This is a genomic window from Undibacterium sp. TC4M20W, assembly GCF_049340245.1.
In the GTDB taxonomy this organism is placed as follows: domain Bacteria; phylum Pseudomonadota; class Gammaproteobacteria; order Burkholderiales; family Burkholderiaceae_D; genus Undibacterium.
Genome location: NZ_JBMPPI010000030.1, coordinates 19857 through 36866, shown reverse-complemented (window position 1 = coordinate 36866; position 17010 = coordinate 19857). Strand labels below are relative to the sequence as shown.

Below are 17010 nucleotides of genomic sequence, written 5' to 3'. Positions count from 1 at the left end.
TAACAATGGGCATGCCAAAGACTGACCCAGATGGAGACAAGATGAATAAAATATTGAAACGCACGACCATAGGTCTGGCGGTAGTACTGGTTGTGGGCGCAACGGTCGGATATCTGAAACTGCGCAGTTCCGGCCATCCACAAATCGATGGCGAAATGCAATTGGCTGGTTTGACTGCTCCAGTCAAAGTCTTGCGCGATGAGCTGGGCATACCCTATATTTTTGCCAGCAATACACCTGACCTGTTACGTGCCCAGGGTTTTGTGACTGCACAAAACCGGCTAATGCAGATGGAATTATTCCGCGCTACCTGGCGTGGTGAATTGTCAGCTATCCTGGGTGCCGAGACCGTGCCCAGCGACATACGCATGCGGGTACTCGGCATACACCGCAACGGCATGAAACATGCAGAAAAACTCAGCCCTGAATCACGGGCCTTCTTTCAACATTATGTCGATGGCATCAATGCCTATATCAAATCTTATCCCGGTGAACATCCCGTAGAACTCAAGGCCATCGGTCTGGTGCCGCAAGCCTGGACAGTGGCTGACCTGGTAGCGCTGGTGCATTACATCCATTACACCCATTCGACCAATTTCAAGGCAGAAGTCATCGCGCAAAAACTCATTGATCATCTGGGCATGGAAAAGGCGCGCGAGATTTTCCCGCTGACGGTGAATCCTGACTGGAAGACTGCGCCCGCGACAGCCATTACGCAAGCAGAAAATCAGCAGGTGCAATCTGCACAATCCGCGCAATTGAACCTTGCCTGGAGTGATTTGAATATCGCACCAGAGACTTTGAATCATCAGGGTCTGGGTTCAAACAATTGGGCCGTTGGCCCATCGCGCTCGCAATCAGGCAAGGCCATGGTGGCGAATGACCCACATCTGGACAACCGTATCTTACCTGGCACCTGGCACCCGGTAGGTTTGTTTACGCCTGAGATACAGGCGGTAGGTGCAGCGATACCCGGTATGCCTGGCATTATGGTGGGACGCAACAAACATGTGGCTTTTGGTGTCACGAATGCTTATGGCGATGTGCAGGATTTGTATGTGGAAAGCCTGGACCCGGCCAACAAAGATCATTACATGGACGGTGGCCGCAGCGTGCCATTCACGGTCATCACTGAAAACATACGCATCAAGGACAAGAGCGCCACAGGTGGCTACCGGGATCAAGCATTGGTCATACGCTATACCAAACGTGGGCCAGTGATTACCGATCACCCCGGCCTTGGCCCCAAGGGCGACAAGCTGCTGGTCTTGCGTTCTACCGATGCCGAAGTATTGACACCGCAAATCGGCATAGAGGGCATGCTGACTTCCGCCAATGCCGCTGACTTTGACAAGCAAGTACAGAAGATCGATTTGATGATGTTCAATTTTGTCTTTGGTGATGACCAGGGAACTATCGCTCACCGTGCCACTGGTGCGGTGCCGATACGCTCAGGCGCTGACGGCGGCTTCCCGCGCCTGCCACCGATAGATGGTAGTGATGACTGGACAGGCTTTATTCCCAAGGACAAGATGCCCGGCATGACTAATCCGGCACGTGCCTGGGTAGGCACCGCCAACCACGATACCCGGCCTGAAGATTTCCCCTGGTATTACACCAATTATGTCTCGCCGAATTATCGCTATACCCGCATAGGACAGGTACTCGGTGCGGCACAAAAAATGACGGTGGAAGATCACTGGAAACTCATGCATGACAGCCGCAACCTGCAGTCAGATGCCTTGCGCCCTGAACTTATTGCTACGCTGGAAAATGATACTGCAAACAAAGACCTGGCTGCCATACTCAAGGCCTGGGATGGCAGGGACGATGCGGCCCTTGCTGCCCCGCTGGTCTATCAGGCACTGTACCGCGAAGTCGTGATAGGTACTTTCAGTGATGAACTGGGCGACGATGTCGCCAAAGACATGCTATCGACCTGGTATTTCTGGCAGCAGCGTTTTGATACCCTGCTGGCCAAGCCGGACTCCATCTGGTTTGACGACGTGCGCACCAAGGACAAGCGTGAAACCCTGGCCGACGTGATACGTGCTGCCGCACCACGCGCCCGGGCAGAGATAGAAGCCTTGCAAGGTAAAGATACAAGCCGATGGCGCTGGGGCAAGGCGCATACCGTACGCTTTGTCAGCCCCTTGCGCCGTAATGGTGCGGGACAGGAATTGCTGGGTGGCTTTACTGTTGAACGCTCGGGCAGTGGCGAAACTGTCAGCCGTGGCGTCTATGATTTCCAGAAACCCTACGAATCTAACTTTTTCGCCTCCATGCAAGTCATCATGGACTTTGGTGACAATGAAAAGATAGAAGCGGCAATGGCCGGTGGTGTCAATGAAAGGCATTTCCAGAAGCACCAGAATGACATGGCCAAACTGTGGGCAAAAGATGAACGCCGCCCGTGGTGGTTTGCGCCTGACAAAGTGGAAGCCAATGCCAGACACAGGCAAACCCTGAAACCTTAAGACAGAAATGGCAGCCTGATCGCTGCCATTTTTTTCTATTTTTAGTCTTTCAAATCAAAACTGACCTGTCGCTCACGCAAGGCTTTGGCATGGCGGTGACGTGCCCGCAAGCGGGGGTTGGTAACCACACTCCCTACTGTCTCACCCACCACCATGGCAATGCCCAGTATAGGTAACACCAGCATCAGGCCGGCGATACCAGCCAGCTCGCCACCGACGAAAATCATCAATACTGAAATAAGCGGATGCATGTGCAGGCTACGGCCCAGGGTCATGGGCATGAAAATAAAATCGTCGAGCAAACGTACGGTGATGAAAACAGTAATCGCGCCATAAGCCAGCAAGGGAGTATCAGGCGCATCGGTAGCCGCCACCAGTACCACCATGATGCAACCCAGTACAGAACCAACAAAAGGCACCCATGCGAGAATGGCGGATATCAGCGCCAGTGTGAATGGTGCTGATATACCTATAGACCACAGTCCCAGCGCTAGTATGAGGGTATCGATTACCGTCAGTTTCAACAAGCCCTGAAAGTAACGGCGCGCAGTCTGGCCAATTTCATGCATGAGAAACAGGGTTTCTTCAAAAAAAGCATTCGGCACAGCGCGTGCCAGAAATTGCTTGAACTTGCGGCCATCACGCAAGAAAAAGAAAGTCAGAAAAGGAGTCAGGAAAACCGCCGGCAATACTCCCGCCATGGAAACCAGGATGTTGGCGACATATTGCTGGGCAAAATTATCGGTGTTACTCGCCATCCATGCATTCACTGATTCGCTCGCATGTGCCTTACGGAGTATAGAAAAATTCTCTTCCATGGTCTGCATGGAATTGTGCACGAAACGTATTCCGCCATCGACATAATGCGCGAACATGTCTTGCAAAGATCCTGCACGCAAAGTGAATTTATTAATGATGTAGGCCAGTGCCAAAGCCAATGCAATAAAAAAAATACCACCAACAAAAGTAGCTGCCAACTCACGCGGCAAACCCAGCAGGCTCAGGCGCGCCACTGCAGGCACGAGGATGTAATACAGTATCATTGCAAACATGAACGGTATCAGCAGCCACAAGACCTTGGGCAATAAAAATAGCAGCGCGCAAGTCGATGCAAGTACACATAGCCAGACAATGGGGCCAGATTGACGCTGGTTCACAAGGCCTCACTACGCGAAACATCATCGAGGGAATCACGCAGGCGGCGGCTGTTCAGGCGTGCCAGTTCCAGCGAGATCTTGTAACCGATGACGGCATTGGTTTCAAGTAAAGAGCTGAAGTCAGCACGGAAAAATACAGCCACCTCACAATTCTCTGCCGCCTTGGCCTGCGCGCTGCGCGGAGAATTATCCAGCAAGGCTACATCACCAAAAAAATTACCCTCGGTCAGATTGGCAATGAACTCATCACCATGCTCGCGCCTGCGGTTAATGCTCACGACACCAGACAGGATGATGTACAAGGCCTGCCCTTCCTCGCCCTCATCGAAGATGATTTCGTTGGCAAGATACTGCCGGTCGTGCAACATGCCATCAATGATTTTCAGCTCACGCGGACTCAGGGTGGCGAACAATGACATACCTGATAAGCGTTGCAGGCGATAAGAGGCAGGAGGTTGCCTTATCCAGGTAAGTGTCATGTGCGTCCTTTATTATTGATAGCAGAGCAATCCACAATTATGCTGTACCCGGCGGCCCTTGCCCATGAAAATCTCATGCGTGGTACCCAGGAGTTACACTAAAAACGTAGATATTAGCACCACAAATCCCGCAAAGACACTCTCACATTTGTTTTCCGCGCCCTAGCACCACATTTGCAATCTGTCTCAGAATGGCAGGATGTCAAGCACACATACAGGCTGGGTTCAGGATGCATGTGTGTATGAACAAGCAACAACCGGGCGATTAAAGTACGGTTTTCATCAGCAGATCTGGGTTCTCAATGATTCAGCACTGGTGCAGATCATCTGTCCACCATGGCCATTCTCTCTTTGTTGTAACGCTCGCCTGCCACAGTGTGCATTGCCATGCCCAGGGCTTGCATGTCCGTATTGTCGAGCACTACTTCGCTGGCACGCAGATTTTCTTCCAGGTACTTCACCCGTTTGGTACCTGGAATGGCGACAATATCCTGCCCCTGATGCATGACCCAGGCCAGGGCTAATTGAGCGGGGCTGATATTTTTTGTCCTGGCAATTGCCGTGACCTGGTCGGCTGCCTGCATATTGCGATCAAAGTTCTCACCCTGCAAACGCGGATCAAGATGGCGGAAATCCGTCGCAGGATAAGCTTCAGCGCGTAGTGCGCTACCGCTGAGAAATCCGCGTCCCAGAGGGCTGAATGGCACCAGGCCTATACCCAGTTCACGCAAGAGTGGCAAAATCTCGTCTTCCAGATTGCGCTCCCATAAGGAATATTCACTCTGCAATGCACTGATGGGATGGACAGCATGTGCGCGGCGTATGGTATTGACGCCCGCTTCTGACAAGCCCAGGAAGCGCACTTTGCCCTGCTGTACCAAATCAGCCATGCAGCCTATGACTTCTTCTATCGGGATAGCAGGATCTACCCTGTGCTGATACAAAAGATCAATGTAATCCGTACCCAGTCTTTGCAAAGAGCCTTCCACTGCCTGGCGTATATGTTTGGGGTGGCTGTCCAGGCCAGTTATTTGATTGTTTTCTATCTTGAAGCCAAACTTCGTGGCGAGTACGACCTTACTGCGTCTGCCCTGCAAGGCTTTGCCCAGCAAAACTTCGTTGGCATAAGGGCCGTATTGTTCTGCCGTATCAAAAAAATTCAAACCCAGTTCCAGCGCCCTGTGGATGGTGGCTATGCTTTCATTTTCGTCGGCAGCACCATAGGCTGTACTCATGCCCATACATCCCAGTCCCAGCTCAGAGACGAGCAAACCCTGTTGCCCCAGTTTACGAATTTTCATCATTTGATTCCATTTCTTAAATTCAAAGTTCGCATCAACACAGCGAGATTCCACTCACGCTGATTTGCCAGCACGGCGATCAAGATCATGGCCATGCCCAGCAATTGCACGGCACTTAAGACCGTAGAAAAAAAACACACATCAACCAGCAAGGCCACCAGCGGATAAATAAAGGACAAGGTAGCAATACTCGTTGCTGGCAACTTTTGAAAAGCATCGTACATGAGTTTATACATCAGCCCGGTATGGACGAAGCCCAGCAACAATAAACTGCCCCAGCTTTGCCATTGCCAGCTCCAGCCAGATAAATCTGCCATTGGCGCCAGCACCACGGCGCCAAGCAGTAATTGCACACTGGCGATCTGCGCCGGGGCTATGCCTTGCAACTTGCGCGTCGCCAGGGTAGCGAAGGCATACAGTAAGGCTGCCAGCAAAGCCAGCCCGGCACCTGCCAGGGCCTGGCTAACATGTCCGTCGGCACTGCGCAGGAAATCATGCCGGATATCCAGACCCGAACTGAACACCACGCCAGCAAAGGCCACCAGCAGGAATGGCAGTTTACGCCAGAGTTGCCCATCTCTTTGCATCATGGCCAGCAGGATCAGTAAAAAGAAGGGTTGCACGTGATAGACCACCGTGGCGATTGAAATACTGCTAAGCCTGTAGGCAGAAAACAGGCATAACCAGTTGATGATGAGGGCTGCGGCTCCTAACAATAGCCACTTCACTTGACTGGCATTCAAGTTTTGCCAGCCGCCTTGCCAGTACAGCAAGGCCAGCAGGCTGAGGCCACCAATCAGGCAGCGTAATAAAACCACCGTCATTGCTGGCTGCCCGCTGGCCATTACGAACAGGCCTATGGTGCCGGACAATGTCATTGCCGCTACCATTTGCCATTTGCCGGAGTTTCCAGAGCTTTCCAAATTGCTGTTCATCGTATCCGCCTGCTTCTGATTGAATAGCTTCCATTATCGACAAGCTGACACTCTTCAACAATACGCATAAAATACAAATGATTATTGCTCTACAGGCATAAATAAAAGGACATGCGTGATGGAAATGCTTAATGAAATGGCGATCTTTGCCCAGGTAGTGGAAACTGGCAGTTTTTCGGCGGCTGCCCGGCAACTGGGTGTGAATACCTCAGCCATCAGCCGCCATATCACGCGGTTGGAAGCGCATATGGGTGGCAGATTAATGCAAAGAACCACGCGTTCATTTGCCCTGACCGAACTGGGGCAGGAGGTGCTGACAGGCAGCATGCGCATCTTGCAGGCAGCACGCGAAACCCATGCGCTGGCGGGCACTTACAGCCTGCATCCCAGCGGCGTGATACGCGTGACTGCTCCAGTCGTATTTGGTGAAGTCTGGCTGGCCCCCTTGCTACCGGGTTTTCTGGATGCCTATCCCGATGTGTCTGTGCGCCTGACGCTGATAGACAATACCCTGGACCTTATCGATGAAGGCGTGGATCTGGCGATACGCATTTCTCGCGAACTATCCCCCGGTCTGGCAGCCCGGCCATTGGGTAAGATGCGTTATGTACTGGTGGCGACTCCAGATTATCTGCAGCTATCTGGCCGTCCCACTGAGCCAGATGAGTTAACTGCACATCGCTGTATTTATCTGGGCTATGGCAGCTTTGGTGACCACTGGAGCATGCAAAAGGGCAAGCAGCAATGCAATGTGCAAATCCCGGCGCGACTGACCATCAACAATAGTTCAGCCATACTTGCTGCCACCCTGGCTGGTGGTGGCATAGGCCTGGTCCCGGACTTTACCGCACATGCTGCCATCGCCGCGAAACAGGTGGAAGTTGTTTTACCGGATTGGGAATTTTGCGCACCTTATACGGGCAATATTTATGCTGTTTACACACCCGGTAAACATCTGGCCCTGAAGATCAGGGTCTTCATCGATTATTTGCTACAGGCACAAAACTCATCGGCATCATAAGCAAAGTCATCATGCGCATTTCAACTATCCAATCTTGATTTTTTTCATAGGTCAATAACGCATAAGGTAAGCTGGATTTGTTCGTGTACGCGCATAAGGAGCAATGTAATACTGATTTTTCAAATTATTTTGATATATCAGGTTTGCCATGCCTTTTGCTCTCCACAGCCGCGTTACACCTACTTCTTCGTCAGATCAGCAAGAAGATGCCCTGGCTATCGCCAGCGCTTTGGCTGATCAACTGGCCGGTACCGCCGTAGCACGTGACCGCGCTGGCGGGCATGCGCAACAAGAGCGCGAATGGATACGTGCCTCGGGCTTGCTGACACTTTCCATCCCGATAGAATTTGGTGGCCAGGGTGCGGACTGGTCACTGGTGTTTCAGGTCATACGCCTGCTGGCCAAGGCCGACAGCGCGCTGGCTCATGTGTTCGCTTTCCACCACTTGCAACTCGCTGGCATACAGCTGTATGGCAATGCTCAACAACAGCGCCGTTTGCTGGCAGCGACGGTAGAACAAAGATTTTTCTGGGGTAATGCCCTTAACCCTCTAGACAAGCGTACTACAGCGACGAAGACAGATGGTGGCTATATCCTGAATGGCATCAAGAGTTTTTCATCTGGCTCTGTGGGTGCGGAATGGCTGACGATCTCGGCCTGGGATGAACAGACTCAAAGTGCCCTGATCGCCGCAGTGCCAACAACGCAAAAAGGTATCTCGGTACAAGCTGACTGGGATGCCTTTGGTCAAAAACAGACGGATAGTGGCAATGTGCATTTTGAAAATGTCTTCCTGCCTGCCGATCTGGTATTGCAAGCGCCAGCAACACTGCCCACTGCGCAGGCAACATTGCGCTCGCAAGTTGCCCAGCTCATCATGACGAATCTGTATCTGGGCATAGGCCTGGGTGCCTTTGATGCGGCCCGCCAATACACGCAAGAACAGGCCAGGGCATGGTTTGCTGCGGGCGTGGATAAAGCCACGGATGACCCTTTCATACAACACCGCTATGGCGAACTGTGGTTGCTGTTACGCCCGGCAGTTGCCCTGGCAGACCAGGCAGCAGCTAGTCTGGAAAAAGCTTTTCGCCAGGGCCCGCTGGTCACCGCAGAAACCCGCGGTGAACTCGCAATTGCAGTGGCAGAAGCAAAATGCCTGGCGCATCGCGCTGGCATAGAAGTCAGCTCGCAAATGTTTGAACTGACTGGTGCCCGCTCCACGTCTGCACGCTATGGCTATGACAGGTTCTGGCGCAATGTAAGGGTACATACCCTGCATGATCCCATCGATTACAAATTGCGTGACCTGGGCCGCTATGTGTTGAATGGCAGCCTTCCTGAACCTACGGCATATTCTTGATCGGCAATAAACGTGAGCACACCTATTATACAAATACAATCTGTCAGCAAGGCTTTTGCTCTGCCGGATGGCAAGACTTTTCATGCAGTCAAATCTGTCAGTCTCGATATTGAACAAGGCGATATCTTTGGCCTGATAGGCAAGAGTGGCGCGGGTAAATCAACCTTGCTGCGCCTGATCAATTTGCTCGAACGTCCAGATAGCGGCACAGTCACCGTCGCCGGGCAGGAACTGACCAGACTGGGCAAGAAAGAATTGCGCGTCGCCAGGCAAAACATAGGCATGATTTTCCAGCAATTCAATCTCTTGCAAAACGCCAGCGTATTTGAAAATGTCGCTTTCGCTTTGAGGATACACACGAAGCAAAGCAGGCATGAAATCGCCGCGCGTGTTGCTGAATGCCTGGACATCGTTGGTCTTTCCAATAAGTCAGACAGTTATCCAGCCCAATTATCCGGCGGACAAAAACAACGCGTGGCGATTGCCCGTGCGCTGGCCAGCAAACCCAATGTGGTCTTGTGCGATGAACCCACCTCGGCACTGGATGCAGAAACCACACGCGAAGTGCTGGATACCCTGCGTGATATCAACCAGCGCCTGGGCGTCACTATCGTCATCGTCAGCCATGAACTGTCTGTGCTCAGTACCATCTGCAATAAGGTAGCCGTTATCGAAGACGGTGAAATTGCCGAGAGTTTTTCACTGGCTGATACAGGCATCCTGCGCAAGACTGCGCTCGGCCGTGAGCTTGCTTTTCATGGACAGGAAAATGGCAGCAATGCACAGTGGAAGGAGTTAAGCCATGTTTGAAAACCTGATCTCATTATTGCCTGAGTTGGGTACAGCCGCATTGCAGACTTTTACCATGCTGGCGATAGGCCTGAGTGCTGCGGTATTGATAGGTGGCCCGCTGGGTGTTCTGCTTTTCCTCGTCGGTGATGGACAGTCACTGCAAAACCGTCCGCTGGCAGTTTTCCTGGGCTGGCTGGTGAATACCATACGTTCCTTCCCCTTCATTATTTTGCTGGTGGCGCTGGTTCCGTTCACACGTTTTATAGTCGGCACCTCAATAGGCCCGCTGGCGGCAGCCGTGCCCTTGTCGATTGCGGCCATACCCTATTTCGCGCGACTGGTAGAACAAAGTTTTCGTGAAGTACCACGCGGCGTGATTGAAGCTGCGCATGCGATGGGCGCGTCTGAGTTGCAAATCATTATCCGTGTCTTGTTGGTAGAAGCACGCAGTGGCCTGGTGCTGGCACTGACTGTGTTGGCGATCAGCTTCCTGTCTTACTCAGCTGTTGCCGGTGTGGTTGGTGGCGGTGGCATAGGTGACCTGGCGATACGCTATGGCTATTACCGCTTCCAGACCGATGTCATGTTCGTCACGGTTGCCCTGCTGATTGCACTGGTGCAGATCATACAGTTCACTGGCAACCGGATTGCCCGTCATATCGATAAACGCTAATTCTTTATTTTTCAAAAGGACATCATCATGCATCGTCGCCCATTGCTGCTAGCTACACTCGCTCTTGCACTCTCCACTACTTTGACTGGCGCAGCATTCGCAAAAGACCCAAAAGAACTGGTGATAGGCACCAGTGCCGGCCCTTATGCTGACCAGGTTAAACTGGGTATCAAACCGATACTGGAAAAACAGGGCTACAAGGTCAAGGTAGTTGAATTCAATGATTACATACAACCTAACTTTGCACTGGCAGAAGGCTCACTAGATGCTAATGCCTTCCAGCACATCATCTATCTGAAGAAATTCTCGACCGACAATAAGCTCGCATTGTCAGAATTGATCAAGGTGCCAACTGCGCCGATTGCCATCTACAGCAAGAAGCATAAATCCCTGAGCGAAGTCAAAGAGGGAACGACAGTCGCCCTGCCAAATGACCCGACCAACCAGGCGCGGGCGCTGGTCTTGCTGGATCAATTGGGCTGGATCAAGTTGAAGGCCAATATCGATCCTATCCGTGCATCTGAAAAAGATGTGGCCGACAACCTCAAGAAAATCAAGCTGATACCGCTGGAAGCAGCACAATTGCCACGCTCTCTCGAAGATACTGATTTCTCTTTCGTGAATGGCAATTTCGCACTGGCGTCTGGCCTCAAACTCAATGAAGCACTGGCTCGTGAAAAAATCTCTGCCAATTATCAAAACCTGGTTGCCATACGCACTGATGACAAGAGCAAACCCTGGGTAAAAGACCTGGAAGCAGCTTATCGCTCCAGGGAATTTTTGGAAGTGACGAATAAACATTTTTCGGGTTTTGCCAAACCTGATTATCAGGTAGCACTTGAAGTCGCAGCCAAATAAAAATATTTTTATGAGCAAAAAGCTTATCCGCTTCAATGCATTCCAGATGAACACTGTCGGGCATCAATCGCCCGGCATGTGGCGTCACCCCAGGGATAATAGCCATCGCTACACCAGTGCAGATCACTGGACTGAACTGGCGCGCCTGCTGGAAGACGGCTTGTTCGATGCCATCTTCCTGGCAGATGTGCTCGGTGTGTATGACGTCTATGCCGGGGACACCGATGCAGCATTGCGCCATGCGATACAAGTGCCACTGAATGATCCGCTGGCGCTGGTGCCACTGATGGCCAGCGTCACCAGACATCTTGGTTTTGGCGTGACTTGCGCACTGACTTATGAACACCCTTATACCTTTGCGCGTCGCATCTCTACCCTGGATCATCTGACTCAGGGACGCATAGGCTGGAATATCGTAACCGGTTATCTGGATAGCGCGGCCCGTAACCTGGGCCTGCAAAAACAACTAAGCCATGATGAGCGCTATGACCTGGCGGATGAGTACATGGAAGTGGTTTATAAGTTGTGGGAAAAAAGCTGGGATGAAAATGCTGTTGTGCGCGACAAGGAGCATGGTATTTATACCGACCCGGCCCATGTGCATGCCATAAATCATCATGGCAAATACTATAGCGTGCCAGGCATACATTTGTCCGAACCTTCACCGCAAAGAACCCCTCTGTTGTTCCAGGCAGGTAATTCCACACGAGGCACAGCCTTTGCGGCGCAGCATGCAGAATGCACTTTCGTCAGCGGCCCTAGCAAGCAGGTGGTGAAACGTTATGTCGATGACACACGTGCGGCATTGAAAACTGCCGGGCGCGAGGCTGGTGATGTGTATATCTACGCACAGGCATTGATCATCACGGCAGAAAGCAGCGAAGCCGCAAAAGCCAAATATCAGGAATATCGCCAGTACATCGATATTGATGCTTCACTGGCTTTATTGTCTGGCTGGACAGGTGTCGATTTTTCGAAGTTGCCACTGGGTGCAACTATCGATTACATAGAATCTGAAGCGGGCCGATCTGCACTGGCCTCATTCAGTTCTGCTGACCCTGGCAAGAAATGGACAGTGCGCGAAGCCGCAGAATTTATCGCCCTCGGTGGCCGTGGCCCAGTGCTTGTTGGCGATGCAAGGGAAGTGGCTGATCAACTCGAAGCATGGCTGGATGAAACTGGCATTGATGGCTTTAACCTGACCTTCGCTCTCGCGCATGAAACCATCAGAGATGTGGTGAAGTTCATCGTGCCTGAATTGCAGGCACGTGGCCGTTACAAGACCAGTTACAGCGATGGCACTTTGCGCCAGCAGTTATTCCAGCGCGGTTCACGTCTGCCAGAAAACCACATAGGCAGGAATACACATATCAACAAACAGCTGGCTGATGCAGCCTAAAAGATCGCATCCCAAAAAAACACAATAACATCATCAGGAAACCTCATGAAACGCCGCCATTTTCTACAACTATCTACTGTTGCTGCAACCACTGGCATTGCAAGCTTGCCATCGCTCGTCCATGCAGCATCTGCCCTCAAGGAATTGCGTCTTGACTATGCTTATTACTCACCGACCAGCCTGGTATTGCGCCGTTTTGGCTGGCTCGAAGAAGAGTTCAAGGCTGATGGCACGAATATCAAATGGGTGCTCAGTGCAGGCAGCAACCGCGCCCTGGAATACCTGAATGCGAATAGCCTGGACATAGGTTCTACCGCGGGCCTGGCAGCCTTGCTGGCTAAGGCCAATGGCAACCCTATCAAGACACCGTATATTTTTTCACGCCCTGAATGGACGGCGCTGGTAGTGCGCAAGGATTCTGCAATCCACACTTTGGCGGACCTGAAAGGCAAGAAAGTCGCGGCGACCAAAGGCACGGATCCCTACCTGTTTTTACTGCGCGCCTTGAAGACCGCAGGCCTGAAACGTTCAGATATAGAACATGTCAGCCTGCAGCATGCCGATGGCCGCGCTGCGCTGGAACAGGGCAAGGTAGATGCCTGGGCAGGACTTGACCCGCATATGGCGGCCAGTGAACTGGAAGCCAACTCGCGCCTGATTTATCGCAATGTGGCTTTCAATACTTATGGCTTTTTGAATGTGCGTGAAGAATTTCTGAATAACCATGGCGCGGAAGTGAGTCGCGTATTGCGGGCCTATGAAAAAGCCAGAGCATGGATACGCAGTAACCCGACTGAAGCGGCAAAAATCCTGTCTGAAGAAGCCAAGGTCAGTTTGCCGGTAGCCTTGTTGCAAATCAAATTGCGCAGTGACTTCAGCAATGCCCTGCCATCGAATGAACATATACAGGCCTTGCAGGTCGCCGCACCTATACTGCAGGATGAAGGTCTGGTGAAACCGGGCGTTGATCTGAGCCGTACCATACGCGATCTTGTCGATACCCGCTTTGCCCAAAAACTGATCACGGTGTAATCCAGACTAGCGAACCAGCATCATGCCATCGACCAGCGCCACCATTACTGCGAATACGCCTTCCAGGGCTATCACTGCCAACAGGCAAGGTACTGTCATGCCGCGTTTCTTGTTGGGCTTGATACTGCCCTTCGCCTTGATCGCACTGGCAGAAATCAGTGTCAGTCGTGGCTGGATCGCCGCCAATCATTTGCCTGCTCCCAGCGAGATTTTCAACACCATTATTCATCTGGCGCAGCAAGGCTTGCTGGCACATATAGGTATAAGCAGCGCCAGGGTGGCGGCCGGTTTTATCGCAGGGGCCACCCTGGCTATCCTGACCGGTTCGCTGGTGGGTTTGAGTAATCGTCTGGAGGCGATACTGGACCCCAGCTTCCAGGCGTTGCGGGCGATACCTTCGCTGGCTTGGGTGCCTTTGCTCCTGCTGTGGCTGGGCATAGATGAAGCGCCCAAGTTGGTGCTGATCGCCATCGGTGCTTTCTTCCCTGTGTATATGGGTGTGGTATCGGGCATACGCGGGGTGGACCGGCGCCTCATCGAAGTGGGCAAGCTGTATCACTTGTCCACCGCCGCCATGATCAGGCGCATACTCTTGCCCGCTGCCTTGCCAGCCATTATCACCGGTTTGCGCAATGGGCTCAGCCTGGCCTGGATGTTTATGGTGGCGGCAGAACTGATTGCTGCCAGCCAGGGCCTGGGTTATCTGCTGACGGATGGCCGCGAAACCAGCCGTGCCGATATCGTACTGGCGGCGATTGCCATACTTGCGGTCTTGGGCAAGAGCAGCGACTGGTTCATGCAAAAGCTGGAAACGCATTTGCTGGCCTGGCGTGATACTTACCAGCATGGTAGTGGGGCTTAAGATGAGCGCTTTTTCATCACCGTTTTTACAAATTGAAGTCACCAGAAAATCCTATGGCACACGTCAGATACTCAAAAACCTGCAACTCAGCGTGCAACAAGGTGAAATCCTCAGCCTGATCGGCGCGAGTGGTTGTGGCAAAAGCACTCTGCTATCCATCATTGCCGGGCTGGATGGCAATTTTGAAGGGCAAATCAGCCTGGGTGGTCGCAAGCTGCATGGCGTCAGCCGCGACATCGGTTTTATCTTCCAGGAGCCACGCTTATTCCCCTGGCTGACGGTGGCGCAGAATATTGCTTTTGACGGTGATGACGCCAGCCGCGACCAGCCTAAAGTTGCCAGGCTATTGGCGGAAGTCGGTATGCATGGCTATGAACATGCCTTGCCCAAGCAATTATCCGGCGGCCAGGCGCAGCGCGTGGCGATTGCCCGTGGCTTATTCTCCAGTCCCAAAATCCTGTTACTGGATGAACCATTTTCTGCTGTGGATGCGTTCACCCGCATGAAGTTGCAGGATTTGCTGATCAATATCGCCAGCGAGCATGGACTGACCATCATCCTGGTAAGCCATGATATTGATGAAGCCCTGTACCTGAGTGACCGTGTCGTACTAATGGAGCAACAAACGAATCAACATCTGAATCACCAGATAGCGAGCATACGACAAGAATTTGCCGTATTGCAGGAAAGACCACGCCAACGGGCGCATGCGGCATTGTCAGCGATGAAAATTAATATACTGAAAAGCTTGCATGAAGCACATGCTTTTTAAGTGGTTTTAAGTGTACTCACCTCAGTTTTTGTAGCTTTGTAAAATAAAAAGTGCATAATTTTGCAATCCTGCCCGCCTATTGGTAGGATTAGTCCTTTTCATGCCTGCCACAATTGGTACATGAATATAATGCTGATATAAGAGAATGTAATTATTCCCTCTGTGCAAGTATTTGGGCAATAAGCAGATTTACCACTATTTTTTTTGGATGCCATGCAAAACAGCCTGACGCGCAAGCCCATTGAGATCAAGATTTCTACTGTTGTTGCTGTTGCAATTTTGCTGCATGACTCCGCTTTTCCTGTGCTCGAAGCAGCATTGAAGGAAATGACCGCGGGTTCGCCTGATTTTTTTGATGACGAATTTGCCGTCATTGATGTCGAAGCCATTACTGAACAGACGCTGGACTGGAATGCACTGATCCCGCTGTTCAAGTCGCATGGACTAAACCCGGTTGCGGTGCGCCATGCGCGTGAAGAGGACCATGCCACCATACGCTCGCATGGCCTGAGCATAGATGTGGTCAGCAAACCCAGGGCAGAGCCTGAACTTAAGCTTGAAGCCCCGCTTGAAACGCCAGTTGAACAGCAGCCAGCTCCAGCACCTGTAGAGGTAGTAGCGGCCCCGGCGCCCGTTGCAGTTGAACCACAAGTCATCATCCGCAATATGCCTGCCATGGTGATAGACACGCCTGTGCGCGCTGGCCAGCGCATTTATGCACGCGGGGCTGACCTGATTATTACCGCCTCAGTCAATAACGGGGCTGAAGTGATTGCCGATGGCAGCATCCATATTTATGCGCCTTTGCGTGGCCGCGCCCTGGCTGGCGCAACGGGAAATACCGAAGCCAGGATTTTTGCCCTGACCATGGAGCCTGAACTGGTTTCCATTGCCGGGATTTACCGTACGTTTGAAAATGGCTTCCCGGCCTTACTACCCCATCATCCGGTTCAAGTTAAACTGCTTGGTGACAGTATTGAAGTATCATCAGTGAAATCAGCAGGCTAATTTGCAGCTTGTACTGGAGATTAGCAGCCTCAATTTTCAGTATCTTGGATAGATAAAAGGAGTTATTTGTGGCAAGAATCATCGTTGTGACATCCGGTAAGGGCGGCGTAGGCAAGACTACTTCCAGTGCCAGTTTTTCTTCAGGCCTGGCCATGCGCGGCCACAAGACAGCCGTGCTGGACTTTGACGTAGGCCTGCGCAACCTTGACCTCATCATGGGCTGTGAACGCCGTGTCGTGTATGACCTGGTGAACGTCATCAGCGGTGAAGCGACGCTGAACCAGGCCCTGATCAAGGATAAACACTGCGATAACCTGTTTATTTTGCCTGCCTCACAAACCCGCGATAAAGATGCGCTGACGGAAGAAGGCGTGGAACGAGTACTGAATGACCTGATCAAGATGGATTTTGAATTTATCGTCTGCGATTCGCCTGCCGGTATCGAACGCGGTGCCGTCATGGCGCTGACTTTTGCCGATGAAGCCATCGTCGTGACCAACCCTGAAGTCTCGTCGGTCAGGGATTCTGACCGCATTCTGGGTATCATCCAGGCCAAGTCCAAGCGTGCCCAGGCCGGTGGTGAACCGGTCAAGGAACATCTGCTGATCACCCGCTACTCACCAAAAAGGGTAGAAGCCGGTGAGATGTTGTCTTATACCGATGTACAGGAAATCTTGCGCATACCGCTGATTGGTGTTATTCCTGAATCCGAAGCGGTACTTCATGCGTCTAATCAAGGTAACCCTGCCATTCATATGAAGGGCAGTGATGTTTCTGATGCCTATGAAGACGTGGTTTCCCGCTTTTTGGGGGCAGAAGTGCCCTTGCGTTTCATCAATTACGAAAAACCGGGGCTGCTGCAACGCATTTTCGGAGGCAAATAA

General features: G+C 52.0%; 16 protein-coding genes. 12 read left to right on the top strand and 4 right to left on the bottom strand.

What is annotated here, in order from left to right:
- The first annotated feature begins 41 nt into the window (after nucleotides 1-41).
- Nucleotides 42-2477 carry a penicillin acylase family protein gene (locus ACO0LL_RS25145; protein WP_422953551.1) on the top strand — a complete coding sequence of 812 codons (2436 nt, stop codon included), beginning with the start codon at nucleotides 42-44 and terminating at the stop codon, nucleotides 2475-2477.
- Nucleotides 2478-2518: 41 nt separating this feature from the next.
- On the opposite strand, the gene ACO0LL_RS25140 is transcribed toward ACO0LL_RS25145, so the two are convergent.
- The 4 genes from ACO0LL_RS25140 to ACO0LL_RS25125 all read right to left on the bottom strand — a co-directional run bounded on the left by ACO0LL_RS25140 (nucleotide 2519) and on the right by ACO0LL_RS25125 (nucleotide 6349).
- The gene (locus tag ACO0LL_RS25140; protein WP_422953550.1) at nucleotides 2519-3634 is read right to left on the bottom strand and encodes an AI-2E family transporter; all 1116 of its coding nucleotides are present in this window, start codon (nucleotides 3632-3634) and stop codon (nucleotides 2519-2521) included.
- On the bottom strand, nucleotides 3631-4113 hold the full coding sequence (locus ACO0LL_RS25135) for a cyclic nucleotide-binding domain-containing protein (protein ID WP_422953549.1): 483 nt from the start codon (nucleotides 4111-4113) through the stop codon (nucleotides 3631-3633). Before ACO0LL_RS25135 ends, ACO0LL_RS25140 begins: the two co-directional genes overlap by 4 nt.
- Nucleotides 4114-4436: 323 nt before the next feature.
- Entirely contained in the window at nucleotides 4437-5417 is a 981-nt protein-coding gene (locus ACO0LL_RS25130) for an aldo/keto reductase (protein ID WP_422953548.1), read from the bottom strand.
- Nucleotides 5414-6349: a DMT family transporter gene (locus tag ACO0LL_RS25125; protein WP_422953547.1), complete on the bottom strand. Its 936-nt coding sequence runs from the start codon at nucleotides 6347-6349 to the stop codon at nucleotides 5414-5416. The genes ACO0LL_RS25130 and ACO0LL_RS25125 overlap by 4 nt, the downstream gene beginning before the upstream one ends.
- A gap of 118 nt (nucleotides 6350-6467) precedes the next feature.
- On the opposite strand from ACO0LL_RS25125, the gene ACO0LL_RS25120 reads away from it, so the two are divergent.
- The 11 genes from ACO0LL_RS25120 (at nucleotide 6468) to minD (ending at nucleotide 17010) form a co-directional block, all read left to right on the top strand.
- A complete protein-coding gene (locus ACO0LL_RS25120) occupies nucleotides 6468-7370 on the top strand; it encodes a LysR family transcriptional regulator (RefSeq protein WP_422953546.1) in 903 nt (300 codons plus the stop codon).
- 148 nt (nucleotides 7371-7518) lie between these two features.
- Nucleotides 7519-8730 carry an acyl-CoA dehydrogenase family protein gene (locus ACO0LL_RS25115; protein ID WP_422953545.1) on the top strand — a complete coding sequence of 404 codons (1212 nt, stop codon included), beginning with the start codon at nucleotides 7519-7521 and terminating at the stop codon, nucleotides 8728-8730.
- 12 nt (nucleotides 8731-8742) lie between these two features.
- Nucleotides 8743-9540, top strand: coding sequence for a methionine ABC transporter ATP-binding protein (locus tag ACO0LL_RS25110; RefSeq protein WP_422953544.1), 798 nt, complete (start codon nucleotides 8743-8745; stop codon nucleotides 9538-9540).
- Nucleotides 9533-10195 carry a methionine ABC transporter permease gene (locus ACO0LL_RS25105; RefSeq protein WP_422953543.1) on the top strand — a complete coding sequence of 221 codons (663 nt, stop codon included), beginning with the start codon at nucleotides 9533-9535 and terminating at the stop codon, nucleotides 10193-10195. Before ACO0LL_RS25110 ends, ACO0LL_RS25105 begins: the two co-directional genes overlap by 8 nt.
- 27 nt (nucleotides 10196-10222) lie before the next feature.
- Nucleotides 10223-11053: a MetQ/NlpA family ABC transporter substrate-binding protein gene (locus tag ACO0LL_RS25100; RefSeq protein WP_422953542.1), complete on the top strand. Its 831-nt coding sequence runs from the start codon at nucleotides 10223-10225 to the stop codon at nucleotides 11051-11053.
- A 10-nt stretch (nucleotides 11054-11063) separates the two neighbouring features.
- A complete protein-coding gene (locus ACO0LL_RS25095) occupies nucleotides 11064-12452 on the top strand; it encodes an LLM class flavin-dependent oxidoreductase (RefSeq protein WP_422953541.1) in 1389 nt (462 codons plus the stop codon).
- 45 nt (nucleotides 12453-12497) lie between these two features.
- The gene (locus ACO0LL_RS25090; RefSeq protein WP_422953540.1) at nucleotides 12498-13484 is read left to right on the top strand and encodes an aliphatic sulfonate ABC transporter substrate-binding protein; all 987 of its coding nucleotides are present in this window, start codon (nucleotides 12498-12500) and stop codon (nucleotides 13482-13484) included.
- A 22-nt stretch (nucleotides 13485-13506) separates the two neighbouring features.
- Complete coding sequence (locus ACO0LL_RS25085; protein ID WP_422953539.1) at nucleotides 13507-14346, top strand: ABC transporter permease; 840 nt, start codon at nucleotides 13507-13509, stop codon at nucleotides 14344-14346.
- A gap of 1 nt (nucleotide 14347) precedes the next feature.
- Nucleotides 14348-15118 (top strand): ABC transporter ATP-binding protein, encoded by a 771-nt coding sequence (locus tag ACO0LL_RS25080; protein WP_422953538.1) that lies wholly within the window; start codon nucleotides 14348-14350, stop codon nucleotides 15116-15118.
- A 213-nt stretch (nucleotides 15119-15331) separates the two neighbouring features.
- On the top strand, nucleotides 15332-16126 hold the full coding sequence (gene minC, locus ACO0LL_RS25075) for a septum site-determining protein MinC (RefSeq protein WP_422953537.1): 795 nt from the start codon (nucleotides 15332-15334) through the stop codon (nucleotides 16124-16126).
- A 68-nt stretch (nucleotides 16127-16194) separates the two neighbouring features.
- On the top strand, nucleotides 16195-17010 hold the full coding sequence (minD, locus tag ACO0LL_RS25070) for a septum site-determining protein MinD (protein ID WP_162060871.1): 816 nt from the start codon (nucleotides 16195-16197) through the stop codon (nucleotides 17008-17010).